General features: G+C 39.7%; 25 protein-coding genes and 1 tRNA gene. 11 read left to right on the top strand and 15 right to left on the bottom strand.

From position 1 onward, the window contains the following. Positions 1–3 precede the first annotated feature (3 nt). Positions 4–621 (bottom strand): carbonic anhydrase, encoded by a 618-nt coding sequence (locus NLX65_RS00950; RefSeq protein WP_260536191.1) that lies wholly within the window; start codon positions 619–621, stop codon positions 4–6. Positions 622–1065: 444 nt separating this feature from the next. On the opposite strand from NLX65_RS00950, the gene pdhA reads away from it, so the two are divergent. From pdhA to recJ, 3 genes are read left to right on the top strand one after another with little or no spacing between them, the layout of a single operon-like run. Next, the gene (gene pdhA, locus NLX65_RS00945; protein WP_260536188.1) at positions 1066–2094 is read left to right on the top strand and encodes a pyruvate dehydrogenase (acetyl-transferring) E1 component subunit alpha; all 1029 of its coding nucleotides are present in this window, start codon (positions 1066–1068) and stop codon (positions 2092–2094) included. Positions 2095–2123: 29 nt separating this feature from the next. After that, positions 2124–2780, top strand: a complete 657-nt coding sequence (locus NLX65_RS00940; protein ID WP_260536185.1) for a tetratricopeptide repeat protein — start codon at positions 2124–2126, stop codon at positions 2778–2780. A 14-nt stretch (positions 2781–2794) separates the two neighbouring features. Beyond that, complete coding sequence (gene recJ / locus NLX65_RS00935) at positions 2795–4504, top strand: single-stranded-DNA-specific exonuclease RecJ (protein ID WP_260536182.1); 1710 nt, start codon at positions 2795–2797, stop codon at positions 4502–4504. Between the two features lie 378 nt (positions 4505–4882). Here the strand turns inward: recJ and typA are convergent, their stop codons facing one another. From typA to NLX65_RS00915, 4 genes are all read right to left on the bottom strand, one after another. Continuing rightward, positions 4883–6700 (bottom strand): translational GTPase TypA, encoded by a 1818-nt coding sequence (gene typA / locus NLX65_RS00930; RefSeq protein WP_260536180.1) that lies wholly within the window; start codon positions 6698–6700, stop codon positions 4883–4885. Between the two features lie 103 nt (positions 6701–6803). Beyond that, positions 6804–7511, bottom strand: coding sequence for a RadC family protein (gene radC, locus NLX65_RS00925; protein ID WP_260536178.1), 708 nt, complete (start codon positions 7509–7511; stop codon positions 6804–6806). Positions 7512–7525: 14 nt separating this feature from the next. Then, positions 7526–7792, bottom strand: a complete 267-nt coding sequence (gene rpsT, locus NLX65_RS00920; protein ID WP_260536175.1) for a 30S ribosomal protein S20 — start codon at positions 7790–7792, stop codon at positions 7526–7528. Positions 7793–7856: 64 nt separating this feature from the next. After that, the gene (locus NLX65_RS00915; RefSeq protein WP_260536173.1) at positions 7857–9137 is read right to left on the bottom strand and encodes a hypothetical protein; all 1281 of its coding nucleotides are present in this window, start codon (positions 9135–9137) and stop codon (positions 7857–7859) included. Between the two features lie 89 nt (positions 9138–9226). On the opposite strand from NLX65_RS00915, the gene NLX65_RS00910 reads away from it, so the two are divergent. The 3 genes from NLX65_RS00910 (at position 9227) to NLX65_RS00900 (ending at position 11256) form a co-directional block, all read left to right on the top strand. Next, complete coding sequence (locus NLX65_RS00910) at positions 9227–10198, top strand: zinc dependent phospholipase C family protein (protein ID WP_260536171.1); 972 nt, start codon at positions 9227–9229, stop codon at positions 10196–10198. A gap of 291 nt (positions 10199–10489) precedes the next feature. Continuing rightward, positions 10490–10771 carry a hypothetical protein gene (locus tag NLX65_RS00905; protein ID WP_260536169.1) on the top strand — a complete coding sequence of 94 codons (282 nt, stop codon included), beginning with the start codon at positions 10490–10492 and terminating at the stop codon, positions 10769–10771. Positions 10772–10785: 14 nt separating this feature from the next. Beyond that, complete coding sequence (locus tag NLX65_RS00900) at positions 10786–11256, top strand: ankyrin repeat domain-containing protein (RefSeq protein ID WP_260536166.1); 471 nt, start codon at positions 10786–10788, stop codon at positions 11254–11256. 439 nt (positions 11257–11695) lie between these two features. Here the strand turns inward: NLX65_RS00900 and NLX65_RS00895 are convergent, their stop codons facing one another. The 7 genes from NLX65_RS00895 to NLX65_RS00865 all read right to left on the bottom strand — a co-directional run bounded on the left by NLX65_RS00895 (position 11696) and on the right by NLX65_RS00865 (position 18951). Further along, the gene (locus NLX65_RS00895) at positions 11696–13180 is read right to left on the bottom strand and encodes a lipopolysaccharide biosynthesis protein (protein WP_260536164.1); all 1485 of its coding nucleotides are present in this window, start codon (positions 13178–13180) and stop codon (positions 11696–11698) included. 9 nt (positions 13181–13189) lie between these two features. Then, positions 13190–14176 (bottom strand): GTPase ObgE, encoded by a 987-nt coding sequence (obgE, locus tag NLX65_RS00890; RefSeq protein ID WP_260536160.1) that lies wholly within the window; start codon positions 14174–14176, stop codon positions 13190–13192. Between the two features lie 5 nt (positions 14177–14181). Beyond that, positions 14182–14760, bottom strand: a complete 579-nt coding sequence (locus NLX65_RS00885; protein ID WP_260536159.1) for an adenylate kinase — start codon at positions 14758–14760, stop codon at positions 14182–14184. A 54-nt stretch (positions 14761–14814) separates the two neighbouring features. Next, positions 14815–17145: a ribonucleoside-diphosphate reductase subunit alpha gene (locus NLX65_RS00880; RefSeq protein ID WP_260536158.1), complete on the bottom strand. Its 2331-nt coding sequence runs from the start codon at positions 17143–17145 to the stop codon at positions 14815–14817. A 190-nt stretch (positions 17146–17335) separates the two neighbouring features. Then, positions 17336–17566, bottom strand: coding sequence for a GNAT family N-acetyltransferase (locus tag NLX65_RS00875; RefSeq protein WP_260536254.1), 231 nt, complete (start codon positions 17564–17566; stop codon positions 17336–17338). A 29-nt stretch (positions 17567–17595) separates the two neighbouring features. Next, a complete protein-coding gene (locus NLX65_RS00870) occupies positions 17596–17859 on the bottom strand; it encodes a hypothetical protein (protein ID WP_260536157.1) in 264 nt (87 codons plus the stop codon). Between the two features lie 102 nt (positions 17860–17961). Further along, the gene (locus tag NLX65_RS00865; protein ID WP_260536156.1) at positions 17962–18951 is read right to left on the bottom strand and encodes a ribonucleoside-diphosphate reductase small subunit; all 990 of its coding nucleotides are present in this window, start codon (positions 18949–18951) and stop codon (positions 17962–17964) included. 350 nt (positions 18952–19301) lie between these two features. Here NLX65_RS00865 and floA point away from each other — a divergent pair, with 350 nt between their 5' ends. Beyond that, on the top strand, positions 19302–20270 hold the full coding sequence (gene floA, locus NLX65_RS00860; protein ID WP_260536155.1) for a flotillin-like protein FloA: 969 nt from the start codon (positions 19302–19304) through the stop codon (positions 20268–20270). A gap of 17 nt (positions 20271–20287) precedes the next feature. On the opposite strand, the gene NLX65_RS00855 is transcribed toward floA, so the two are convergent. The 3 genes from NLX65_RS00855 to NLX65_RS00845 form a co-directional block, all read right to left on the bottom strand. After that, positions 20288–20797, bottom strand: coding sequence for a phosphatase PAP2 family protein (locus tag NLX65_RS00855; protein WP_445083366.1), 510 nt, complete (start codon positions 20795–20797; stop codon positions 20288–20290). A gap of 343 nt (positions 20798–21140) precedes the next feature. After that, the gene (trmD, locus tag NLX65_RS00850) at positions 21141–21821 is read right to left on the bottom strand and encodes a tRNA (guanosine(37)-N1)-methyltransferase TrmD (protein ID WP_260536154.1); all 681 of its coding nucleotides are present in this window, start codon (positions 21819–21821) and stop codon (positions 21141–21143) included. A gap of 35 nt (positions 21822–21856) precedes the next feature. Next, positions 21857–21931 (bottom strand) — tRNA-Met (locus NLX65_RS00845). A gap of 85 nt (positions 21932–22016) precedes the next feature. On the opposite strand from NLX65_RS00845, the gene NLX65_RS00840 reads away from it, so the two are divergent. The 4 genes from NLX65_RS00840 to NLX65_RS00825 all read left to right on the top strand — a co-directional run bounded on the left by NLX65_RS00840 (position 22017) and on the right by NLX65_RS00825 (position 26655). Beyond that, on the top strand, positions 22017–23573 hold the full coding sequence (locus NLX65_RS00840) for an LptF/LptG family permease (RefSeq protein WP_260536150.1): 1557 nt from the start codon (positions 22017–22019) through the stop codon (positions 23571–23573). A gap of 147 nt (positions 23574–23720) precedes the next feature. Continuing rightward, positions 23721–24209: a helix-turn-helix domain-containing protein gene (locus NLX65_RS00835; RefSeq protein WP_260536147.1), complete on the top strand. Its 489-nt coding sequence runs from the start codon at positions 23721–23723 to the stop codon at positions 24207–24209. Between the two features lie 368 nt (positions 24210–24577). Further along, a complete protein-coding gene (locus NLX65_RS00830; protein ID WP_260536143.1) occupies positions 24578–25036 on the top strand; it encodes a helix-turn-helix domain-containing protein in 459 nt (152 codons plus the stop codon). 851 nt (positions 25037–25887) lie between these two features. Then, positions 25888–26655 (top strand): AAA family ATPase, encoded by a 768-nt coding sequence (locus tag NLX65_RS00825; RefSeq protein ID WP_260536140.1) that lies wholly within the window; start codon positions 25888–25890, stop codon positions 26653–26655. The last annotated feature ends 110 nt before the right edge of the window (positions 26656–26765 follow it).

Genomic DNA, 26765 nt, shown 5'->3' with positions numbered 1-26765 from the left:
AACTTATTCCGCTAAAGGCAATAAGGATTGATAGGTTTTTGTATCATGATCGTATGTATAAATTTGACCTGTTTGGATATCAAAAAACCATAGATGTACTGTAAGCTTTCCGCTGTGTATGTTTGCTTTAATCCAGGGGAAAGTCATGCAATTTTGATAAGATTGCGCCAAGGACAGTTTGGCATAATCATCTGCTTGATATTGCCTAAAATTAGGCGTTTTGATTAAAGAAACCCAATTGGTAATAAAATCATCTTGCTGTGGCGCTGCACTGGCTAATAAAGCTTTAATCCCGCCACATTGACTATGGCCAAGTACAATTAAATGCGCTACATTCAGTAAGCAAATACCAAATTCTAAAGCAGCACTTGTACCATGATGGTTTGCGTCCTTTTCATAAGGAGGGATGATATTGGCTACATTACGCACCACAAACAAATCACCCGGATCACATTGCAATAGTAAAGCCGGATCTACCCGCGCATCACAACAAGCAATGACCATAATTTTAGGTTGTTGCCCATTGTGATGTAACCCATACATAATAGATTGCTCAGCATGCACATATTTATTTCTAAATGCTTGGTAACCTTTTAATATTTTTTTAAAAGCATCTTGCATAGCTTTCTTTAGCGTTACAATAAAGTGAAAAGCCTACTGCCAATGTAAGGTTTACTTTGGCTTGAGTGCAACAGTAAGCACAATACAAGGGCGAAATAGTAGGATGCCACAAACTTTTGCTTACATTTTGAGCATGTCACATATACTTGTCTAAAAGTAGGCATTCCCTGTAAAATTTAGTATAATTGGTGCATAGATAAAAGGTGGCTACACCTTTCAGCTGATGGCATTGGCTAAAAGATGCCCCCATTGGCTATCTAGCTATAGTTTATTTTTGCCCGTGTGGCTTTAACAGGTGGCTTTCTTTTGATTTTTTATAACTACTTGGGTAACTTTGTTGCATGATAGGCCGTATCCTTCTAAATTGCTTAGGGAAACGTACAACAGTCCCTATGGCCTAGGAGGTAAAAAACGTATAAAACGATAACCAATTAAAGTATAACCATGGTCTCATCAATTATAGCACACCCTCCTTTATCACCTATTGATGCAGCAGATCTTTCACCTTTTTATGAGCGGTGGTATGAGCTGATGTTGTTGATACGTAAATTCGAAGACAAAGCAGCCCAGCTCTATGGGCAGCAAAAGATTCGAGGATTTTGCCACCTTTATACAGGTCAGGAGGCTTGTATAGCTGGTGCCGTTACGGCACTACGGCAAGGGGATAAATACATCACGGCTTACCGTGACCATGCCCATCCTATTGCATTAGGGACAAATCCCGATCATGTAATGGCTGAACTCTATGGGAAAGCGACAGGGGTTTCTAAAGGGTATGGTGGGTCCATGCATTTATTTGACAAAGCCCGTCATTTTTTAGGTGGCCATGGCATTGTGGGCGGGCACGTACCTTTAGGGGTAGGTGTTGCCTTTGCTGAACAATATAAGCAAACCGGGAACCTTTGCATTACCTTTATGGGGGATGGCGCAGTGCGGCAGGGTGCTGTTCATGAGGCTTTTAACTTAGCCATGTTGTATAAGTTACCCATTATTTTTGTAATTGAAAATAATGGGTATGCAATGGGTACTTCAGTAGAGCGCAGCTCTAATGTCACAGAACTCTATCGATTGGGTAGTAGTTATGCGATGGATGCAGAACGCATAGATGGATTCTGTGTAGAATCGGTACACCGCGCAGTGGAGCGTGCTGCAGTAAAAGCTAGAAAGGGTATACCTAGCTTATTGGAGTTTGTAACCTACCGTTACAGAGGCCACTCCATGTCTGATCCTGCCGCTTATCGTACGAAAGAAGAGGTAGAATCCTATAAAGAACAAGATCCTATTCTTAAGCTTAAGGCGTTGATCTTAAACAAGCAAGGTATAGATGCAGCAGCATTGGAAACCATTGACCGCAAAGTAAAAGATCAAGTTGCACAAGCAGTTGCTTTTGCAGAGGCATCTTCCTTTCCAGATCCAGCAACTGTTTATCATTATGTTTACAAACAAACGGATTATCCATTTCTTCAGCATTAAATTTTATGAAAATAATAGACATCAACAGTATGCCTAGAAGCCAAGGCCATCAAGCAAAAGAAATAGGCACCACGCTAAAAAAGAGCAGAAGCAAGTGGTATCTGATTGGTTTTTGTTTAACTTCGCTTACAATGGTCTCTTGCTTTTGGTTTTTTTCTCTAAGAGAGGCAAAAAATTTAAAAGCACAAGATGCTATTTTTCAAGCCACCTATTATTTTGAAGCTGGTGATTTTGATAAAGCACTCAAGGGAAATGCGGATCATAGAGGCTTTTTGGACGTCATTAAAGCATACCCTTATACTACAACCGCTAATTTAGCCTGTTTTTATGCAGGGGTTGCCTATATGCACCAAAAGGAATATGATCAAGCGCTTTTTTTTCTAAAGAAGTTTAAAGCTAAAGATTTTATCCTACAAGCCCGTGCTTGGTGTGTAATGGGCGATGCCTATAGTGAGCAAAAAAAGCACAAGGAAGCAGCAATCTATTATATGAAAGCTGCTCACTATAAAGCAAACAGTGTATATACCCCTGGCTATTTGGTTAAAGCCGCTATTGCTTTTGAAGCAGATGCGCAATATAAAAATGCCTATAGGTGCTATCAAGAGATTATAGCGCAATACCCAACTTCTAGGCATGGAAGTAGTTTAGCTATTAAAGAAGCAAGTCGTTTGTCAGGACTTTGCTAATGGGATCTGCATCTATGCACAAACGTTGGGTGGTTCAATCTTTTAAGGACTCTGCCAAAATAACAGGTTTGGAAGCAGTATTGGGTACCCCTTCTGCGCTTTCAGCTATTTTAGTCCATAGGGAAATCGAAACTTTTGAAGCAGCCAAACATTTTTTTCGCCCTTCTTTAACGCAGTTGTATGATCCCTTTTTAATGCAAGGTATGGCCCAAGCGGTAACCCGTTTGCACCAAGCATTAAGCCAAAAAGAAAAAATATTAATTTATGGTGATTATGATGTAGATGGCACAACAGCTGTGGCTATGGTGTATGGTTTTCTTCAATCTTTACCTGGTGCATCGGTAAAGTACTATGTGCCAGACCGTATGGTAGAGGGTTATGGCGTTTCCATACAAGCTATAGAAAAAGCATATCAAGAAGGTGTGCAGCTTATCATTACCTTAGACTGCGGCATAAAGGCCTATACATCCATTGCCCGAGCGGTTGAACGGGGTATAGATGTAATCGTTTGTGACCACCATGAAGTAGGAGATACCTTACCACCCGCTTATGCTATTTTAGATCCAAAGCAACCCAGTTGCCCCTATCCCTTTAAAGAATTATCGGGATGTGGGATAGGTTTTAAACTATTACAAGCTTTCTGTAAGCAATACGGATTGCCCCCCCAGCGCCTTTATGCTTATTTAGACCTTGTAGCGGTTAGTACCGCTTGTGATATTGTTCCATTGGTAGATGAAAACAGGATTTTAGCTTACTTTGGCATCAAACAATTGGAAACAAACCCGCGCCCAGGGCTACAAGCCTTAATGGAACTAGCGTTCTTTACGCGTACCATTACCATTGCTGATATTGTCTTTAAGATAGGCCCACGGATTAATGCAGCTGGGCGCATGAGCCATGCCTCTTTGGCTGTAGCGTTGCTGATAGAACAAGATAGCACACAAGCCTATCATTTGGCTCAGTCTATTGATCAGCAGAACCTCTTACGCCAATCGCTTGATTATACCATTACACAGGAAGCCTTGGCGATGATAGAAAATAGTCCTGTTCAAGGTAAGAGCAATGTGCTTTTTAATCCAGATTGGCATAAAGGTATTATTGGCATAGTAGCTTCCCGTTGTATTGAACAGTGTTATAGACCTACTGTAGTTTTAACGCTTTCTGATGGCAAGGCTACTGGTTCTGCTCGTTCTATACCTGGCTATAATATCTACGAAGCGATTGCTGCCTGTAGCCCACTTTTAGACCAATATGGTGGTCATGCATTTGCAGCAGGGCTTACTATGCCACTAGCGCATATGGCTACATTCCAGAAAAAATTTGAGGCAGTAGTATTAGAAACGATAACAGATGAGTTGTTACTGCCTCAACAAATCATTCATGCGCTTATTCCCTTTCAGGTCATTACGCAAAAATTTGTCAACATCTTAATGCAAATGGCTCCCTTTGGTCCAGGCAATCCTACGCCCGTATTTGCCAGTGAAAACGTTTATGCCCGAAAATTTCATTTGGTAAAAGAAAAACATCTTAAGCTGGAGCTATACCAAATAGATTGTGCAACGCCTTATGAAGCGATAGGATTTGGTTTGGGTGGTTATCTACCACTTGTTTCTACTGGGCAGCCTTTCTCTATAGCCTATACGATAGGATATAATTACTATTTAGGCAATAAATCTTTACAGCTTATGATAAAGGATATCAAAACAGAGGCATTTGTTATTTGAACGTGTGTGTTCAGGCAATGGCGTCAACTTAAGGAATATTGTATCTGTTCACGATACTGGTTAATAATGAAATTTATTCCACTTTTTTCTTGATAAAAAAGTGGACAAAAAATTAAGCCCTCGGTAAAAAGTCGCTGAAAGTGTCATCTTACAGATGGAAAAACAGAAAGCGCCCCCTTTGGGGGCTTGAAAGGAAACTGTTTTTCCTAATCATTTGCATGATGCCACTTTATACACCACGGCTTTTTACAGGGGCACTTTTCTTTTAACGCAAAAAAACAGTGACTGGAACAGATACATAAGAAAAAACAGGAAACAAGATTAAAGAAAATCTGTTTGAAGCAATCAGCCCATTATATTTGATCACGCGACATCAGCTTAATGATGCGATTTGGTAGCTCTTTTCCGTTCATTAGGATCTAATATTGCTTTGCGTAAACGGATAGATTTTGGTGTTACTTCTACGCGCTCATCATCTTTTATATAAGTAATCGCTTCTTCTAAGGTCATCACAACAGGTGGGCTTAACCGAATGGATTCGTCTGAACTTGATGCACGCATATTCGTAAGCTGTTTTCCTTTTAGTAGATTCACTTCTAGGTCATTATCTCTATTGTGTTCCCCTATAATCATGCCACCATATACCTTTACACCTGAGCCGATAAATATTTTACCTCGATCCGCTAAATTAAAAAGTGCATAAGCAACTGCGTCACCCATACCCATAGAAATAAGCACGCCATTGCGTCGTCCAGCAATAGTGCCCCTATAGGAACCATAACTGTGAAAGGTCCTATTCATAATACCAGTACCCCTCGTCTCCGTAAGAAAGGTGCCATAATAACCAATTAAACCACGTGAGGGCCCAACAAAAATGATGCGTGTTTTGCCCCCGCCCATTGGACGTAGGTCCCTCATTTCTGCTTTGCGTAAACTCATAGATTCAATGACGGCCCCTGAAAATGCATCATCTACTTCTATTTGAATCTCCTCTAGTGGCTCTAGTTTTTCACCATTAGCGCCTAGTTTAATTAATACACGGGGTCTGCTAATAGAAAGCTCAAACCCCTCTCTTCGCATCGTTTCTATTAAAACACCTAGCTGTAATTCACCGCGTCCAGCTACTTCAAAAGAATCTTTACTAGGACTTTCAGTCACTTGAATAGACACATTGGATTCCAGTTCACGCATGAGCCGATCCCGTAGGGCATTAAAGGTGACTTTGCTCCCTTCCGTTCCAGCTAGTGGAGAATCATTCACTGAAAAGTTGATGGCTAGTGTAGGTGGGTCTATAGGAAGAGCCGGTAAGGCTTTCATCACATTGGGAGCACAAACGGTTTCGGCTACGTTGGCGCGTTGCATCCCTGCAATGGCTACAATGTCACCAGCATATGCGGTTTCAATAGGTACATGTTCCATGCCGCGGAAAGCCATAATTTTGGTTACCTTACCATTTTCTACTACTGAGTCGTCTTTATTAAGCGCTTTGATGGCTTGTTGTACTTTTAAACTGCCTGTAAAAATACGTCCTGTCAACATGCGACCTAGATAAGGGTCATATTCTCTTGCCGTTATCAGCATAGAAAAATCACTATTTAAGTCCACAGTTGGCGCAGGTACATGGTCTAGAATCAGATCAAACAAGGGAGATAGGTCTTTGCGCTCCCCATCTAATGTTCTACTGGCCCAACCTGACCTACCAGAAGCATAGACAATAGGAAAGTTAAATTGAGCTTCCGTCGCTTCAAGTGCCATAAAGAGCTCTAAGATTTCATCTTCTACTTCCCCTACGCGTGCATCTGCCCGATCAATTTTATTGACTACTACAATAGGACGCAACCCCAACTTTAACGCCTTACTTAAAACGAACTTAGTTTGAGGCATGGTCCCTTCTGCTGCATCCACCAATAAGAGTACACCATCTACCATACTTAAGATGCGCTCTACCTCGCCACCAAAGTCAGCGTGACCCGGTGTATCTACAATATTGATACGGGTATCCTTCCAGACTAAAGAGGTACACTTGGCCAAAATCGTAATGCCACGCTCCCGCTCTAAATCATTGGAGTCCATTACCCGTTCTGCTACTTCTTGATGGGCTCTAAATGTGCCACTTTGCTTTAATAAATTGTCTAATAAGGTTGTTTTTCCGTGATCTACGTGTGCGATAATGGCAATGTTACGTAATGGCTGCATGTAATATTTTAATTTAATAGATGGTTAGGTACTAGTATTTTAAAGCAAACCAAGCTAAAAAAGAGTGGTCTATCTATATGCAACCGTTCTAGAGCGCATAGCGTCAAAGCATCCCCTCATCAGAAAAACTGAAGTATTTTCTGTCTGTAAAAATAATATGGTCTAGCACCGTTACATCAAGCAATGCCCCCGCGTTTGTAATTGATTTGGTTAATTCAATATCTGTAGTGCTTGGCGTAGTATTTCCAGAAGGATGGTTGTGTGCTAATATAATGGAAACAGCCTGATGGTCTAGTACCATTCTAAATAAGTATTTGGAATCTACAATGGTTCTACTTGTACCCCCACTACTAATTTTTATTTTATTGATGAGATAATTCGCTCTATTGAGTAACAAAACCCAAAACTCCTCTACAGATTTATCCGTTAAGTCTGGTTGCAATAGCCTATAAGCTTGAGCAGAAGTGTTGACCTGTTCTCTTTTATGAACAGGCTCATACGCCCGCCTACGGGTAAGCTCCATAGCACAGACAACTGCAATCGCTTTTGCTTCCCCTATACCCCTAAACCTTCGTAATTCCTGCACAGAACGCTTGGCCAGCTCTTGTAGGCTATTGCCATTTGCCTTTAAAATATGCTGTGCCAATACGACAACACTTACGTTTCGGGTACCAGAACCTATCAACACAGCCAAAAGCTCTGCATCGGTTAAGCTAGAAGCACCTTTACGTAGTAGTTTTTCTCTTGGCCGGTCTTCCGGTGCCCAGTCTTGGATTTTAAGCGGAGCGGTTGCATATATCTCCCGTGCCATATCACTTAAGCCATTTAGGCTGCAGCTATAGTTAGCCTATTTACATATTTAGCAAGCTTGGCTTTGCTATTGGCACTTTTGTTTTTGTGCACTATATTTTTTGCTGCCAGTTTATCTAGCATAGCAAAAACCTTAGGCAGTAACTGCTCTGCAGCGGTTTTATCGGTACATTTACTAACCTTTTTCATAAAGGTTCTACATGTTTTTAACTGATAACGATTGCGAAGGTACTTCGTACGGTTCGATCTTATGCGTTTTTCAGCTGATGAATGATTTGCCATGTAATATATGAGATATTAAATATAATTTAATTGTAATGCAAGATACTACTTTTTTATATATCATTCAATTATTTGATGGCCATGATATGCCCACCCGAAGCGCTGGTATTTCTTGGGAACGTGCGCTTACACCCACAAAAAAGCGTTCAGTAAGCATATATTGTAGCGTGGCTACAAGCTTACCCCGCTGCTTCAATAGGTTGGATATGCCCTGCTCATGGCTAGGTTGTATGGTCGGTTTTTTGAAATCAGTTAGTTCACATCCTAGTTGGAGTTGCATCAAACAACGCCCATAACGTAGCTCATAGCCCAATAATGGTGTAATTTCTATACCTCCCGCTGACAGCATGTTGGCTACCAAAGCTTGTTTATACCAGTTGTATCCTAACTCCATAGCACATAACAAGCCATTATGGGCATTAATAGTAACCCTTAATAATGCAGCGCCTCTTAGAATCAAATGATATTTTTGGGTTTTTGGTAGTTGCCTACTGCTACCAGCTAGGCTACAGTCTACTCTACTATTTGTTTGTTTCCTATACTTAATCAGTTTATTAGCTTCTCGCAAAAAAGGCGTTCTCTGGGTTATATACCCTATACCTATACTGGCTAAAGGTGCAAATTTTAAGGCTATCCTATCATGCGCATTGTCTATAGGATTAGCTGGTTGCGCATGGGCATGCCCAGGTGTGGTGATTTGGTTTACCTTTGGGCTCTGCTGCTTATGTTTAGTCCACCAGTTGAGCAATAGGCCCATGCTGAAATTAAGTTGCCAAGAGCGTGCTAATAACCGGTGGTAAGTGATTTCCTTTATGGCTAAAAAACTATAGCTTGGCTGGTGTTGTCCTTGTACCAATATATTGCCCTTCATGGCGCCAATATTGATTTTGTTGCCCCATGTAGATAGCGTGGCATCAGACTGATATAGTTCTATATAAGCTAAGATGCCCCATATGTTTGGGAATCTAAGCTGCTGCACTTTTTGAAGTACATATGGAAATAAAAAAGATAGCCCAATACTTGGATAGGATTCTAGCTGCTTGGCAAAAAAGGGATGTATATATAATATATCGAAATCAATCGTAGTAGGTATGACTACTAGTACCTGTTCATCAGATAATGGGGTAGCTGCATCAGTGGCATCGTGATGCACATGCTTATGAGGCATCACCCCAGATCGCAATTGTATAGCACATGGATAGGGCTGCCAAAGCGTATGCATCTTAGTTCGCAATGTGGTACTGCCAAGATTGGCTTGTTCAACCGCTTTTGCTACACAAGGAAACAACCAAGTAGTAAACAAAAAAAAGCGTAATATATACTGAGGTAAATTTGTTGGGTTCAAAGTATAGACCATTAAAAATAAATAGGGCAATTGTATGATACAATATGCGGCTGCCATTAGGCTAACATATTACTATTTTTTGTTCAAAAATGAAAAAACATCTTTTCGTATATATTAAACCGGTTTATTGGCTCATCTTTTGCCAGCTTCCCTTAGAAGCTTGGTCTTGGGGATTTTTTGCACACAAACAGATCCACCGATATGCTATTACTACCCTGCCACCAGGTATGTTTGCTTTTTATAAAACCCATCTGACCTACTTGACCGAAAAAGCTGTAAATCCAGATAAGCGCAGGTATGTGATCAAACATGAAGCCCCCAAACACTTTATAGATCTTGAGGTCTACTACAGTAGCCTATTGAATGGACAAAATCTTTTGTTTCATCAAGCTATAGAACAATATGGTGATAAAATAGTAGCGGCACATGGCCATCTCCCTTGGGCTATATTAAATACACACCAACAATTAACAGAGGCCTTTAAATACAAAGATACAGCTAAAATTCTAAAATATTCAGCAGATTTAGGTCATTATATTGCTGATGCACATGTTCCTTTACATACTACACAAAACTACAATGGCCAAATGACGGGTCAGGAAGGACTGCATGCTTTATGGGAGACAAGATTGCCAGTTTTATTTTTCGACAGCTATACCCTTTTTGTAGGCCAAGCTGTTTATATCCAGGACCTAGTAGGCCATATATGGCATATTGTACGACAGTCTCATGCCTTAGTAGATACCGTATTGGATTTAGAAAAGCAGCTTTCTGCACAATATCCAGAAAAATACAGTTTTGAACAAACCGGGACCCTATTAAAAAAACAATATTCCATTGCATTTTCTACTGCTTACCATGAAGCGTTGCAAGGGCAGGTGGAGGCCCGTTTGAAAAAATCTATTATAGAAGTAGGAAATTTTTGGTTTACCGCTTGGATCAACGCAGGTGCGCCCAGCTTAAATGATTTGTATACCCCGATAGCTATGCAAGATGAAGAAGAGCTGCTGCTGCAAGCAGGCATCATTTTAGAAGGAGTTAGGACTTGTGGAGATGAATAGATGATTGCTTTTCTATATATTTTCAGCTCAAAATAAATCGACAAACACCTCCTATGCATATGCTTGTTGATCAGTGCAGTGATATATCATCACAGATATTTGGAATTGTATTTATTTTTTTATGCTATAGATTTAAACTAGTACTTAGGCAAGTAATTTAAGAGGCGTCTTTGGTTTCCTGATTAAAAAGTTTCCTTCCTCCTATTTAAAGTTAAGCAGCGTCTATAACCAATGGATGGGTGTTATGCCGCTTAGTGGTGATTATACAGATACAATTTAAATGATCATGCTATGAAAACGTATCTACAAACTAAGACGGTTCTATGTACCCTATTAAGCTTTAATGCTTTGTCTTCTTGCTTAAACGCTACGCAACCATTAGGTATGGATCAGCAGCAACAAGGAGATACCACGCAACAAAAACACTTAGCAAGCGCGAGTGCTGATAGCACATCCGATGATGGCGTAAGCGTAGAGGATCCTATGCTATTAAGTCCTAAGATCATAGTTTACCTTCATAACGTATACTTGATGCGATTCATAGCCCAAAATGGGACCAAACACCTGTCGTAACAATAGATGATCCTATGGTCTTACCTTTTGAAGCCTTGGCATACTTGGAACGGTATGGTTTTTCTAAAGGGCATATCCAATATTTGCTTGATCAAGGCTTGCATGTAAATGCCAAAGATAGAAATGGAAACTCTATGTTAATGTATGCTGCATTCTGTAACGATGCAGCCACCATTCGATGCTTACTAAGGAAGGGGGCAAAGGTGAATGTACAAAATGATGGTGGGTGTACAAGCCTGATGATAGCAATGTTAACTGGTGATGCAGGTCATAAAAAGAATACGAATATGCATATCATTCATGATTTACTAACCCACAACGCAGATCCATGTATAGGCAATAATCAAGGTGAAACGGCGCAATCCTTTATAAAGTACCTGCTTAAGAAAGCGAGGCGTAAGGTTACTAAAGAAATGAGTTTAAGAAAAGAAAAGAACCAATGTGCACGACAGCGGCACGTTCATGCAGGCCAGGCTTTAGGCTAAAGGGATATCTACTCTAACACAGAGATAGAAATGGCTAATGGGTATAGGTCGTTGCCGATGGTCGCCAACTTTTTTATCGGCGGCCATAAGGGCTTTAAATGGACGCAATGGAAACAAACGCCCATTAAAATGACAGGTATCTGTCTTTCAGAGTTACTGGTTTTTTGCATTAAAAGAACAACGCCCCTGTAAAAAGTCGCGGTTTAGAAAGTGGCATTTTACAGATGATGTCGAAAAACAGTTTCCTTTCAAGCCCCCAAAGGGGGCGCTTTCTGTTTTTCCATCTGTAAGATGGCACTTTCAGCGGTTTTTTACCTAGGGCTTGATTTTTTGATACTTTCGTATCAAGAAAAAAGTGGGATAAAATCTATTATTAATCAGTAACGTGAACAGATACACCTAAAATGGAAAATGAAAATGGTTCACTTCTGTTGAAACTTCACACCTTTTTCCATCCAATGGCTATCCTATAAAAAGTGATTAAAATGATACTATGTAGGAGTACATAGGTCCACCCTGTTCCTAAAAAAGTGAATGTATCACGCCATAAAACAATGGGATATAATGCTAAAAAGCAACCCAAAAGAAGTAAAAAACTACCCTTATGATAAGGTATTGGATAACACTTTTGACCAATATAATACCCTAGTAACCCCATAGTGGCTGCACCACTTATAGAGGCGTAAACACAACCCCAATGGCCCAGTTTCGGTATCAATAGTAGCGCCGTGCACCCAATCACTAGGCTGCCCAATGCACTGATCCAAGTATTATATCGTGGATGATTACTTAATTTAAAAGCTGCACTCAGGTTGTAATAGACACCTAAAATAATATGTGCAAATGCTAAGTAAGGGACGGTGTCAATGGTATGCCGGTATCTTGGATTCGGAATCACAATTTTTGCTATCCAATCTATGTTTACACTAAACAGCAATAGGCAAAAGCAGGCAGTTAGTATAAATAAATGCATCGTTTGGCGATATAACTTTAGTGCCTCCTTTCGCTCTGAGTGGGCAAAAAAGAATGGTTCTGCGGCATGTTTAAAGGCTTGGATGCCTAGTGTAATACACACCATTAGCTTACAGGAAGTGCCGAAGTTAGCTAATATTTCCTCCTTTGTATGGGCGTTATAAAAGTTATTCGGAACCAATTTTCGAAATAATAGTAGAGGCAATGTCTCATTAAGTCTGAAAAATAGCATGGTACAAAAAGAAGTAGCTGCATAACCGCCTATCGTTTGCATCGTACGCTTGTTCCAAACCAGATGAAAGCCTTTAAAATTGGGTAGTAGAAAGGCCAAAGCGGTTACGTTAGACAATATAGTAGCTATAAAGACAGCATCTATCCCATTCAAATGTACAGGTAGATGTAAATAATGATACATTACATAGGCTATACATTTGAAGGCTACCGGATAATACAGTAAAATAAAAGAAAAAGTAATTCCCGCACAAGCTTGTACAGCTTTCACCACCAGAAACCAAAGGGTCTTTTTTTCTACACGTAGGTTCGCATAGGGAATCATCAGTAACGTATCCAGCATAAGAATACCAGCCATATAATAGAAATAATGCATATGGGCTAGGTGGTTGGTGAGCTTTGCAATTTGTGGTGTGTATAGAATGAGTAAGATTGAAAAAATAAAACTGGTAACCAGTAATATAGTTACAATTATATTGAAAGTATGTGGGTTGCCTAATCTATGTACGAATCTAAAATAGGTCATATCCATGGCCAAGTCGTAAAGCACATGACCCAAAGCAATGTAAATCCCATAGAATTCTATAACTATGCTATAGGCGCTAGGCGGTAGTATGTTGGTTTGCAGTAACAAGGCCAAATAACCACATCCGCGTATAATAATGTTGCTGATGCTATATATAATGGTTTCTTTACCAAGTGTTTTAACCGCATTGTGCATGGTAGCCACTTAGACAGAAAGTTTTTCCCAGATAAGGTCTTTAAGGCGTATAATACCTTCCCCCGTATGGGCAGAGATAGGGCAACAGGTTATGCCTTGAGGTAAGTCTAAGGTTTTACGTGTTGTTTGGTCTAGCAAGTCTATTTTTGACACAACCAGCAACCTGGGTTTGGCTAGCAATGAGGGATTATGTGCTTCCAATTCGCTCATTAGCATTGCATAACTTTTAGGGATATCATTGCATTCTGCGCTAACCATAAAGAGTAAAATGGCATTCCGTTCAATATGACGCAGGAATCGTGTCCCTAAGCCCTTTCCAGCCGCTGCACCCTCTATAATCCCTGGAATATCTGCCATTACAAAAGAGTGGTCTGACCGGTAGGCTACCACACCAAGGTTGGGCACTAAAGTGGTAAACGGATAACTATCAATGCGCGGTTTAGCCGCTGATACAACTGAAAGCAATGTAGATTTGCCTGCATTTGGTAGCCCTACAAGGCCTACGTCCGCTAATAATTTCAATTCCAACACCATCCACCCTTCCATACCTGCTTCACCCGGATAAGCGATGCGAGGTGTTTGATGGGTAGGGGTTTTAAAATGGGCATTACCCCAACCTCCTTTCCCCCCCTGCATTAAGATATATTTTTTTTTGTCCTCTAATACCTCTACCACTACCTGATCATCATCTACCCTTTTGGCTACTGTGCCCAATGGTACATCTATGAGCACATCTTTCCCGCTTGCACCTGTTTTGCAGCTATCACCACCCGGCTCCCCGTTGGTTGCAAGGATATGTTTTCGGTATTTAAGCTGGAGCAACGTATTACGTTGTTTTGCCCCACGTAAAATGATATGGCCGCCTCGACCACCATCTCCTCCATCTGGCCCGCCTTTGGGCACAAACTTGGCACGCATGAAATGGACTAAGCCGGCTCCCCCTTTGCCAGCGCGTAGGTAAAGTTTAACGTGATCAATAAAGTTCGGTAATGACATGGTCGTTAAGGTCTGAGTCTATCCATAATGGATTCAATAGACTGGGTTACCGCATCTACATCTTTTGTGCCATCTATACTATATAGCTTCCCTTCGGATTTATAGTGGTTGACCATAGGTAACGTCTCCTGTTCGTATATCTGCATACGCGTTTTAATCTTGTTGTTATCCTGGTCATCAGGTCTTGACTCAATGGCAGCGCGATTCTTAAGCCGTTTTAATAAGACCTCGTGGGGTACATCTAAAAAGATTACACCATCTATTTGCGCATTGCATTGTTTTAAAAAATGCGTTAGGAAGGTGACCTGTGCTAGGGTTCTAGGGAAACCATCAAATAAAAAAGAGGCATCCGCAGGTTGTGCTTGCACCAGTTGCTTGACCAACTCAAAAGAGAGGTGATCTGGTACCAATTGCCCGCTGTTGATGTATGGCTCAATGAGCCTTTTATTCGTCCCATTTTCTACCATTTGTTGGCGCAGCAAAGCCCCCAAAGCAATGGGTATAAAGCCATATTTTTGAATCATTCGTTTAGCTTGTGTGCCTTTTCCAGACCCAGGAGGGCCCACTAGAATAATATTAAACATAAATGAGCATCCGTTTTGATTAAAAAGTCAAAAATTAATATACAATTAAGTTGTTTAGCCACTGCACATTAAACACTCTTTTTCCCCTTCACTTGGCAAGGGCGGGGCTATTTTTTCTTTCTTTTGTATGGTAAACTTAATAGCGTCTGCTGCCGCTTTGGTACGTAAGTAATACATCCCTGTTTTTAGCCCCTTTTTCCAAGCATAAAAATGCATAGAGGTTAATTTAGCCATAGTTGCATCTTTCACATAGAGATTGAGGCTTTGGCTTTGGCAAATATAAGGTGCGCGATCTGCTGCCATATCGATAATCGACTTTTGAGGAATTTCCCAGACCGTTCTATATAGGTTTTTAATGTATTGCGGAATACAGGCAATCTGTTGAATGGAACCATTGCCCATCATCAACTCCTCTTTCACCTGTTCATTCCAAAGGCCAAGCGCGATGAGGTCCTCCAATAGGTATTTGTTGACCACAATAAACTCGCCAGAAAGCACCCTGCGGGTGTAAATATTGGCGGTATAGGGTTCAAAACATTCGTTATTTCCCAGTATTTGAGAGGTAGAGGCGGTTGGCATCGGTGCCACCAATAGGGAATTCCTTATCCCATGCACACCTATTTCCTTACGTAAATGATCCCAATCCCACCTGCCAGAGGCAGGTGTTACGCCCCACATGTCAAATTGTAAGATGCCTTGCGAAATGGGTGAACCAGCGTAGCTTGCATATACTCCCTCTTTTTGTGCCAAATCTTTAGAAGCCGTTAAGGCAGCAAAATAAATGGTCTCAAAAATTTCTTGGTTGAGCAGCCGTGCTTCTGGACTGTCAAAAATAAGTTTCATTTTCAGGAAAACATCTGCTAAGCCCTGTACCCCAATACCAATCGGCCTGTGTCTTAAGTTAGAGGTACGTGCTTCCGCTAAAGGATAGTAGTTGCGATCGATGATCTTGTTAAGATTTTTAGTGACCAGGTAGGTGACCCCATATAATTTGCTATAGTCGAAAGATCGATTGGCATCTACACACATCGGGAGTGCAATAGAAGCAAGGTTGCAAACCGCAATTTCATCCGGTGCAGTATATTCTATAATCTCTGTACATAGGTTACTAGACTTTATAGTACCCAAGTTTTTTTGATTAGACTTTTCGTTGGCTGCATCCTTATAGAGCATATAAGGGGTTCCGGTTTCTATTTGGGACTCCAGAATAGCAAACCAAAGTGTTTGTGCTTTGATAGAGGCACGTGCCTTGCCCTCTTTTTCATACTGTTTGTATTTTTGCTCAAATGCGGCACCATAGCAGTCCGAGAGCCCTGGTGCTTCGTTGGGGCAAAAGAGGGACCACATCTCATCTGCTTCTACACGTTGCATAAATAAATCTGGAATCCATAGCCCATAGAATAGATCCCGGGCTCTTCTTTCTTCTTTGCCGTGGTTTTTCTTCAACTCTAAAAAGTCAAAGATATCTGTATGCCAAGGCTCCAAATAGATGGCAAAACTACCTTTTCGTTTGCCCCCCCCTTGATCTACATAGCGCGCTGTCATATCAAAGTTTCGCAACATGGGCACAATCCCATTAGAAATCCCATTGGTCCCTCGGATATAAGACCCTGTAGCACGTATATTGTGAATGCTTAATCCAATGCCGCCAGCAAATTGAGATATCTTGGCACATTGTGTAAGGGTATTGTAAATACCTTCAATGCTGTCACTTTGCATTGTTAATAAAAAGCAGGAAGAAAGCTGTGGGTTGGGTGTACCTGCATTAAAAAGCGTAGGCGTGGCATGGGTAAACCACTTTTCAGACATGAGTTGATAGGTGTCAAGCACAGCGTCTAGGTTATCGCCATGAATGCCTACTGCTACACGCATCAACATATACTGCGGACGTTCCACAACTTTTCCATTTATTTTAAGCAGGTAAGAACGTTCCAATGTTTTAAAACCAAAAAAATCATAGGTAAAATCACGTTCATGTACAATGGCATTGTCTAAAGTTGCGGCATGGCTGGCAATAATTTTATAAACGTCGGGGGCGATAAGGGCAGCGTGCTGTCCAGTTGAAGGATTGACATAGGTATAGAGTCTTTTTATCGTGCTAGAAAAAGATTTACTCGTTTCTTTATGTAGATTAGAAATAGCTATACGTGCCGCTAAAATGGCATAATCTGGATGGTATACGGCCATCGTTGCTACGGTTTCTGCCGCTAAGTTATCTATCGCTGAAGTAGTAACCTGATCATAAATGCCTTCAATAATTTTTTTAACAATAGCTATGGTGTCAATATAATCCCTATTTAGCCCACAACAGAGCTTGTCTATCCTAGCGGTTATTTTATCGAATTTAACTGATTCTAAGCGTCCATCTCGTTTTATAACTAACATCTACTTTTTATAAATTTGTAACTATTAATGGGTATGATATATGATGTGATGTTAAGTTTACTACTACTTAACTGCTTACATAGTACCTAAAGCGGTACAAAGCTAACGGTTTTACTATACCTAACCCAGCCTTATGCCTTAATATTAACCTTCTAAAATCAGATAACTGTTGAGAAAATGGAAGCAATGCTTACGCTTTAACTTTCTGGTTGAGCCATTGATCCTTCTGAATGGTATACACAACAATATCCATATGCGTTCCGTGCATATTTTCTTTTTTTAATACCACATTAGGTTTTTTTAAACCTAAGCGTGTAGGTATCTTTTGACTCTGAATGTTTTCCACTGCACATCTAATAGCAATCACCTCTAGGTCTAATGCCTTAAATCCAATTTCAATAAGCTTGGAACAAGCAGATATAACTAGGCCTAAGCCTTGAAATCTTTCCCCTATCCAATAACCAATTGGTCATGGGATGCATCAATTTTATTAAAATTTATTATTCCAGACATTTCTTCTTTGTAAAATATACCAAACATAAATTTGGTACCCTTTTCAAGGGTATCCTTGGCGCTAGTGATAAAATGTAACGCATCACTTTGCCTTGTGCATCCATCCACCCACCAAGGTAGCCATTTTTTCAAGTATGATCTATTTTCATCTATTAAGGAGAAAAGTGCTGCTTCATGGGACTTATCTAATTGTTTAATCATTAAGTCTCCATTTAACACTACTGATTTTAGGAACCTTTGACAGGTTTTTCATTGCATGCATCTTAGCTTAACCTACAGGGTGGCGTTTAGTTTTTTTGTTTTTTAAAACTCCTCATCCAGCTTAAACCGTGCTTTTTCTTTATCCTCAGAGATGCTGCTCATCACCCCTGATTTTTGGTATTCACCTACTCGTTTTTCAAAGAAATTAGTTTTTCCTTGTAAGGCAATCATTTCCATAAAATCAAATGGATTGGTAACCTGATAGACTTTTTTACATCCTAGCTCTAGTAGCAACCTATCGGCCACAAACTGAATATATTGGGTCATCAGTGCTGCATTCATGCCAATCAGTTTAACCGGCAATGCATCAGATACAAATTCACTTTCAATGGCCACTGCATCCCTTATAATTTGCGCCACCTGTTCCTCTGGGAGTTTGTTTTTGATGTGTTGGTTGTAGAGCAAACAGGCAAAATCACAATGTAGACCCTCGTCTCTGGAAATCAATTCATTAGAAAAGGTGAGTCCTGGCATTAAGCCTCTTTTTTTAAGCCAGAAGATCGCACAAAAGCTACCAGAAAAGAAAATCCCCTCTACCGCTGCAAAGGCAATTAAGCGTTCTGCAAAGGAGCCTTTGCTGATCCAGCGTAGCGCCCAATCTGCTTTTTTCCCCACCCACTCAATAGTTTCAATGGCGTTAAATAACCTATGGCGTTCTTTAGGATCTTTTACATAGGTATCGATCAGTAAAGAATAGGCTTCAGAATGGATGTTTTCAATAGCAATCTGGAATCCATAAAAAAACTTGGCCTCTGTATATTGTACTTCATTGGCAAAGTTTTGAACCAAATTTTCATTCACAATCCCATCGCTAGCGGCAAAAAAAGCAAGCACATGGGTAATAAAGTGCTTTTCACCAGCCGTTAAGTTTTCCCAATCTTTTATATCCTGGCTCAAGTCGATTTCTTCTGCGGTCCAAAAACTAGCCTCTGCTTGTTTATAAAAGCTCCAGATGTCATGGTGCTCAATAGGAAATAGAACAAATCTATTTTTATTCTCTTGCAAAAGAGGTTCATCGGTATGGTTGTTCATCTGTTTTTTGGTTTTACACGTTTGGTAAGTAGCATGTAATGCAAGGCCATCAATTGATGTGTACAACAAACTTAGGTAAATGCAACCAAAGGTTCAATAGACTGCTTTCAAAACCGTATTGCTACCAGTCATTTACACATCGATTGGTGCGATCTGATTCGGTGTGCTACGCTGCACCTACATCTAGTATGGATGTAAGGTAACATTTCTATACATTAGGCTGGTTAAACATTTTGATTATTCATGAATAAAAATTATATTTAACCTTCCGATACCCTCTATGTAGGCTCAGTTTCATCATAGTTAGTTGTAAGTGGTTGGTATTTATTTAGCATTTTTATTCTAGCATTATGGCCGTTTCACAACTCTATTTGTATCTTTTTCTTATCGCTGGGGGCTTTATCTTTTTTTATTTCTTCCCAGTTGGTCTTTGGATTACGGCTCGTTTTTCCGGTGTGCAAGTTGGTCTATTTGAGTTGGTTTTTATGCGTATTCGTAAAGTGCCGCCTGCTGTTATTGTAGATGCGCTTATCGTAGCCACTAAGGCTGGCCTTCAGTTGACCCTCACCGAGGTTGAAACCCATTATTTGGCTGGTGGTCATGTGCCATCTGTTATTAAAGCACTTATTTCTGCAGACAAAGCCAATATTAGTCTTTCTTTTAAGCAGGCCACGGCTATTGATCTAGCCGGTAGAGATGTTTTTGAGGCGGTTCAAATTTCTGTTAATCCAAAAGTGATCAATACACCCTCGGTAGCAGCTGTAGCCATGGATGGCATTCAACTTATTGCCCAAGCAAGGGTTACGGTTAGGGCCAATATTCAACAATTGGTAGGGGGTGCTGGCGAAGAAACCATTTTGGCCCGTGTAGGGGAAGGGATTGTTACCTCGATTGGTTCTTCTAGGAGTCACAAGGAGGTGTTGGCCAATCCTGATACCATTTCACAGTTGGTATTGAATAGAGGCTTGGATGCCGGCACTGCTTTCCAGATCCTTTCTATTGACATTGCCGATGTTGATGTAGGTGACAACATTGGTGCTAAGCTTCAAATTGATCAAGCCAATGCAGACTTACGGGTAGCCGAGGCTAAAGCAGAGGAAAAGCGTGCTATGGCGGTAGCCTTAGAGCAGGAAATGAAGGCTAAATCTGAGGAAGCGAGGGCTCAAGTTATTTTAGCTGAGGCAGAAGTCCCACAAGCTTTGGCTGGTGCTTTAAGAAAAGGCCAGTTGGGTGTCATGGATTACTATCGTATGCAAAATATCAAAGCAGATACCCAAATGCGTAGCAGTGTAGCAACAGATGATATGCTGCCTAAGTGATAGGATCGGTAACCTGTTTAGTTTTTATTGCTATGGAGTGGTTTGCTTTTTGAATAGAGTTGATCCATCAACAGGCCTATACAGCACCCAACCATGGCACCTGCACAAATATCTAGTGGATAGTGCACCCCACCATATATTCGACCATACGAAACAATAGTAGCCCAGATAAAAAACAAGCCACTGTACTTGTACTTAGTTTTAAAAATGCGCCAAAAAAGCATCGCAAAGGCATATGTATTGCTGGCATGAGCAGATGGGAAACCATATAGGCCTTGATGTGTGCCTACAAGGTGGACCTGGGGAATAACATAGCAAGGTCGGTATCGTGCAAAAAAGGGTTTGAGCCATGTAGCAGAAGATTGATCTGAGAGCACAATGGTTAAGATAAAAAGCACCACACCATACCAGCCCAATGTATTTCTAATAAAAAATAGAAGAAAGATATAAAGCGGTATCCAAAAAAAAGTATCGGTTATCAGTGTAAAAAAATGATCTGTGACCGGATGATGCCCTTTGTTTAGCATAAGCAATAATGCTTGATCAAGTCTATGAATGGTGTGCATCATGGATAGCATATAAATCCAGCTAAGCTTTGGTTAGATGTTTAAAACGTTTACTTTGTAACCTAATGTAAAGAAAAATATATGCGTTTGCATGCGTGCAAACTTTAGAAAAAGGAATCTGTTCCAGTCACTCGTTTTTTATCAAGAAAAAAGTAAAAATAAAAACCCCTTGCGCAACTCCCTTTATCGAGGGTCATTATACCCTGGCACTTTACTTTCTATCCATACGAACCTAAAATAAGCAAAACCATCTCCTTGAGATATGCGCTATTAATCTTAGTAGCAGGCATTGATGTGCGTTTTTTTACAAATTTTCCAGGAGATGCGGTCTTCTTTTTTTAGTTCTAGCTATTGTTTCTTGGTGCATCCATTCCTGAATAGCTTGGTGGTTGCCAGAACATAATACATCTGGCACCTTTTTGCCTTCAAAATTGTAAGGTCGTGTATAGGCAGGTGGCGCTACCAAGCCATCTTGAAAAGAATCGGTCAGTGCAGAATCTGCATCTGATAGCACGCCCGGTATAACCCGAGCCATAGCGTCCGCCAAGATCAGTGCAGGCAACTCCCCTCCGGAAAGCACATAGTCGCCAATACTGATTTCTAGTGTAATAAAATGTTCCCGTATGCGTTCATCTATACCTTTGTAATGGCCACACAATAGTATTAAATGCGTTTTGAGCGAACATTTATTGACAAGGTCCTGATGCAGCGGTTCACCATCTGGCGCCATATATATCACCTCATCATAGCTTCTTGCTTGTTGAAGGGCTCTAATACAATTTGCAATCGGTTCTACCATTAACAACATACCAGCAGCGCCACCGTAGGGTTGATCATCGATTTTTCCATGCTTATATGGCGTATAATCACGCAAATTGTGTATATGAATCGCAAGGAGTTGTTGCTGTATAGCCCTTTGAAAGATAAAATGCTTAAGTGGATGCTCAAACCACTGAGGACAACAGGTAATGATATCAAGCCGCATGTAAGTAAGCCTAGCTATGTATAAATAAAGATATGTAGCGAGGAGGGGAGTTGAACCCCCGACCTTCGGGTTATGAATCCGACGCTCTAAACCGCCTGAGCTACCTCGCCATACATTACATTTAGTAGAGCCATATAGGTGTAGTACCTAAATTGTTGCTATATTTAGGGTAAAGTTAGGCACAAATTTATAAAAATGAACCATATCGCCATCAAAAAAATTGATAAACTACTATTACGTACCTTTATAACTACTTTTATCCTATTACTTGCGCTCGTATTATTTGTAATGGTCATACAAAGTTTCTTTGTCCTATTTAGTGATATGGCAGGTAAAGGCTTAGGGGTTGCTATTTATGCAAAGTTGTTGTTTTACTTATCGTTAAATACATTGCCTAATGTTTTCCCTATTGCTACTTTAGTCACCTCTCTTATTGTTTTTGGTAATTTTTCTGAAAGCTTTGAATTAACCGCTATGCGTTCTGTAGGGCTTTCGCTGCAGCGTACCCTACGGTTCCCCTTTATTTTTATTCTTTTTTTAAGTGCTGCTATTTTTTACTTTAAGGATTACATTTATCCAAATAGTAAGCATAAGATCTTTGCTTTAGTAGGTGATATATGCAAAAAAAAATCTGCTTTGCTGATTCAGGAAGGTGTGTTTTGTAACAACATACCAGGCTATAGTATTCGAGTGGATAAAAAACTAGGTGATCAAGGCATGGAAGGGATTATGGTCTATGATTATACTAAAAAATATGGAAGAGCGGTGATAACCATTGCAGAGAAGGGTAGGCTCTACACTACACCAAATGAAGCCTATTTGGTTATGGAGCTTACCAATGGTCATAATTATGTAGAGCCTTTGCCTCCTAAAGGTAACCATACGCATTCTGATCAAAAGTCCTCGTTTTATAGAAATCATTTTGCCACTCAAAAAATTAAGATTAGTTTAGACGCCCTTAAGCTTGGGCGTACAAATACTAAATTTATCCATGATCCAAGGACAAGAACCCGTCCACACCTCAAAAAAATGATTGAAGAAAAAGGGCAAGCAATCGTCCATCAGGAAGCGCATAGCAAAAGTATACTGACCCAACAGGCTATGCATTACCATTGCACCACAGCGCCTAGTACTCAATTGGATGACCAGCAGGCGGTAGAATCGGCATCGTATCAGCCAGCAGCAACGCAAAATACTGACTTTATATTGTTTAGAGACCAACTTATAGAAAAAAAACTTGATGCAAATACAACGTGTTATACCCAGCCCTATGGCCATACCTTACAAAAGCGTGTGGTTCGAGAAGCCTTAAGACGTATAAACAAAATAAAAGATACCATAATAGCACAAGAAGAGGATAAAACCCTACTAAGTGAAGCGTTAAATGAGGCGTTATATGAGCGAGCGCGTCGTCTGGCAGTAGCCATGCAGTGTGTCATTTTCTTTTTACTAGCTGCTCCCTTAGGCTGCATTATTAGACGAGGTGGCTTTGGGATATCTGTATGCATTAGCTTCTTTTTTATACTCCTAGAATATATTCTTACTATACTTGGAAGAGATTGGGCTATAGCAGGTACCGTTTCCACTTTTGTGGGCGTTTGGTTGTCTAATTTTGTATTGTTACCTTTTTGTGGCTTCTTTTTGGTCAAGGCTCAACAAGGTAGAGGATTATGTGCAACCAATTGGTATGCTTTTTGTGTGAAGATTAAAACAACTATGAAGCGAAACATGCATAGCGCATCAGGGGTATAAACTTGTCCTTTTTTTGTCCTAAAATAGAGTAATAAAATTACATTAAAGCATATATAATATATTTTTATATTTTATTGGTGGTATTTTTGTCAAATTTGATTAAGTATTGTACTTTTTTTGATCTTTCTAACTACATATATTAGATATATGGAGCAGTTCACAGAAAAACATAAAGGAAAAATAATCGAGGAAGCCATTAAAGAAACAGGTTACCAGATGAAAGCAGTAGCCAAGGGGTTGGGTATTGCGCGTAACACCCTCTATATCAGACTCAAGGAGGCGGATTTAGAAGATTCTTTTATTATCCATGTGAGCAACATCATACACTACGATTTTTCTAAGGTGCTTCCGGAGGTATACAAAAGAGTGGCAGCCCAAGTTGAACATCATCCTGAGCGTTTTTATCTAGATAAGTCTGTCGGTCGTAGATCATCTTATCTGCTTCCATACTATAATAGTGAATATAAAAACCCATACTTTCTTCAATTACAAACCTTAAATGGGAAATATGTAAGCCTTATGGAGGATTATCATAAGCTTTTGAAAATTTTAATGCTTCTAGCCAATAGTAATGAATTAGTAGGCGTTAAAAAAGATATTATGGAATTCCTAGAAAATGAGGAAAAAGAATATTAAAAAAAGCAATATAGCGTATAGTCTACACTACTTCTAAAAGCTCTATAATCCAGTATCTATTATCCATGCGAAGATTTGCTCTAAAGAGCAATGCGCATGATTTCCGTAACCGGTCATATGCTCTATTTATAGCAGTAGCTCGTTGGCTTTGATGCCGATGGTCTAAATGGCTTATGGGCGTTATCTCTTTAGTGTATTTCCATTTTTACCAGCACAATAAACCCAATATAACTAAGTTACAATTTTATCATGTTCGTACGTTTAACAATATTTACACAACATATGAGCATATCGTTAACAATTATCTAAACATATTTGAGTAAACATGGTTCTTTTTTGTTTTATTCGTAGTCATTTATATTGCAGTCATGGAACAACATAAAGGAAAAATAGTCGAAGAAGCCATTAAGAAGAGTGGTTTTCGAATGAAGGCATTGGCCAAGAAACTAGGTATTGCTCGTAATACCCTGTACACCAGACTGAAGGAAGCAGATATAAAAGATGCGTTTATTATAGAGATTGGTAAGGTCATACATTATGATTTTTCTAATGATTTCCCGGGTATATATGGCGAAAATGGCAGAGAAGAGGATACTGAGTCTAGGCGTTATGCATCTAAGGAAGATACGTGTCAATATATCGATGAGACAAGTGCGAGGGATCCATATTTTGTTCAGCTTCAGTTGTTAAATAAAAAATATTTAAAGCTGATGGAAGATTACAATAAACTTTTAAAAATGTTAATTGTATTGGCTAATGATAATGAATTAATGGGTATTAAGCAGGAGATTATGGCATTCATAAAAAATGAGGAACAAGGAGCCTAAGGGGGGGGTATTTGACCAATGGTGTCCATTTAAGGCATAAATGTTAGGTTGTTAAATAGAACAGTATTGGTGCCTATTTACGACACTGGTTCGTAAGGCATTTTTATTTTTGTATCTGTTCACGCAATGGTGTCAACCTAAGCGTTTTTTCTTTTATTTTCAAATAAAAGCATCTATTCTTGCCATGGGTTAGTAATGAATTTTGTCCCACTTTTTTCTTGATAAAAAAGTGTGCAAAAATCAAGCCCTCGGCAAAAAGCTATTGAAAGTGTCATCTTACAGATGGAAAAACAGAAAGCGCCCCTTTGGGAGCTTCAAAGGAAACTGTTTTTCCAAATCATTTGTAAGCTGCCACTTTCTATACCGCGACTTTTTACAGGGACGTTCTTCTTTTAATGTAAAAAAACAATGACTGGAACAGATACCTATTTGCTTCCATTTCGTCAAGTTAAGGCGCTAATGGCCGCCGATAAAAAAACTTGGCGGACATGAGCAGCGGCGTATACGCATTAGCCATTTCTATCTCTGTGTTAGAATAGATGTCTCTGTTACCTAAGCAGAGAGAGTCACCCCTTCCCACTCGGCTTCAAAACCGTACGTAACAGTTTCCCGTTATACGGCTCCTCTATAAGTTGGGGTTTGTCATACATACTTCTCCATGTAAAACATCTTGAAACTTAGTAAATTTACTTTCATAGTTTGTGGTATTGATTATATCCATTTATACCTAACATTTTGTTGGTCCATAATATAACCACTACTCATAACTTTACTTTCCAAATTATAGTGTTTACGTCTGTATATCCTGAGTATTACCTCAGTCTTTGGCTTCTTAAACAATCCTTCCATATATGGTTCACCTAACCAAAGGTTCTGACCTAGAAAAGGCCAATATTAAAGCGATGAGAGATTTTTTTATGACTTTAAAGTCACTAAATGAATACTTTCAACTCACCCTTATCACAGGGGTTAGTAAGTTTAGTTTATCTGATCTGTTTTCAGGGGCTAATCATTTAGACGATATTACTATTTCCAAAGATGCTGATGCCATGTTTGGATATACGCAAGAAGAGATCCTAACCATATTCTCAAAAAACTTACAATATTTTGCTAAAAAATGGAGTATAAAAGAAAATAAAAAAGTCACTAAGTCAGAAGTTATGAGTGGCATTTCGACTTATTACAATGGTTATAAGTTCCATCAAGATGGTGTAAGTGTGTATAATCCCTGGTCTACGTTAAAGTTTTTAAACAGTAGTGAACTAGAAAACTACTGGTACGAATCAGGCAGCCCAACTATCCTCATTAACCAGATGCTGGCAGACCCTGATAGATTTCAGTTAGATGCATTACCTATTGATGCCTATAGAAATCAGTTAATGTATACAGGCAGCAGGAATGAGATTAGTTTAAAAGCCCTGATGTTTCAAGCCGGCTACCTAATAATAGATAGTTATGAGCCATCTACAGGTGTTTATAAGCTCAAGTTTCCTAATCAAGAAATAGCAAAAGCTTTTCATCAAACGATCCAAGATAGCTTAGAGCGGCGTGTTAAAGACTATTTTCTATCCATACAAGAGCAAATCACAAGCGCTTTGCATGTAGTAGTCAAGATTTAATCTGACAGGCAGTAAAAATTTAAGTATTAAAGTTGTCCGTTAAGTTAAATGTGTCAGTTAGGTTGTTAAGATAAGCGATTTGATTATTTTTTTCAAAGACTAATTTTTTA

It is taken from the genome of Candidatus Cardinium sp. TP (assembly GCF_025215055.1).
Lineage (GTDB): Bacteria > Bacteroidota > Bacteroidia > Cytophagales > Amoebophilaceae > Cardinium.
This window is presented reverse-complemented; position numbering and strand designations above follow the sequence as displayed.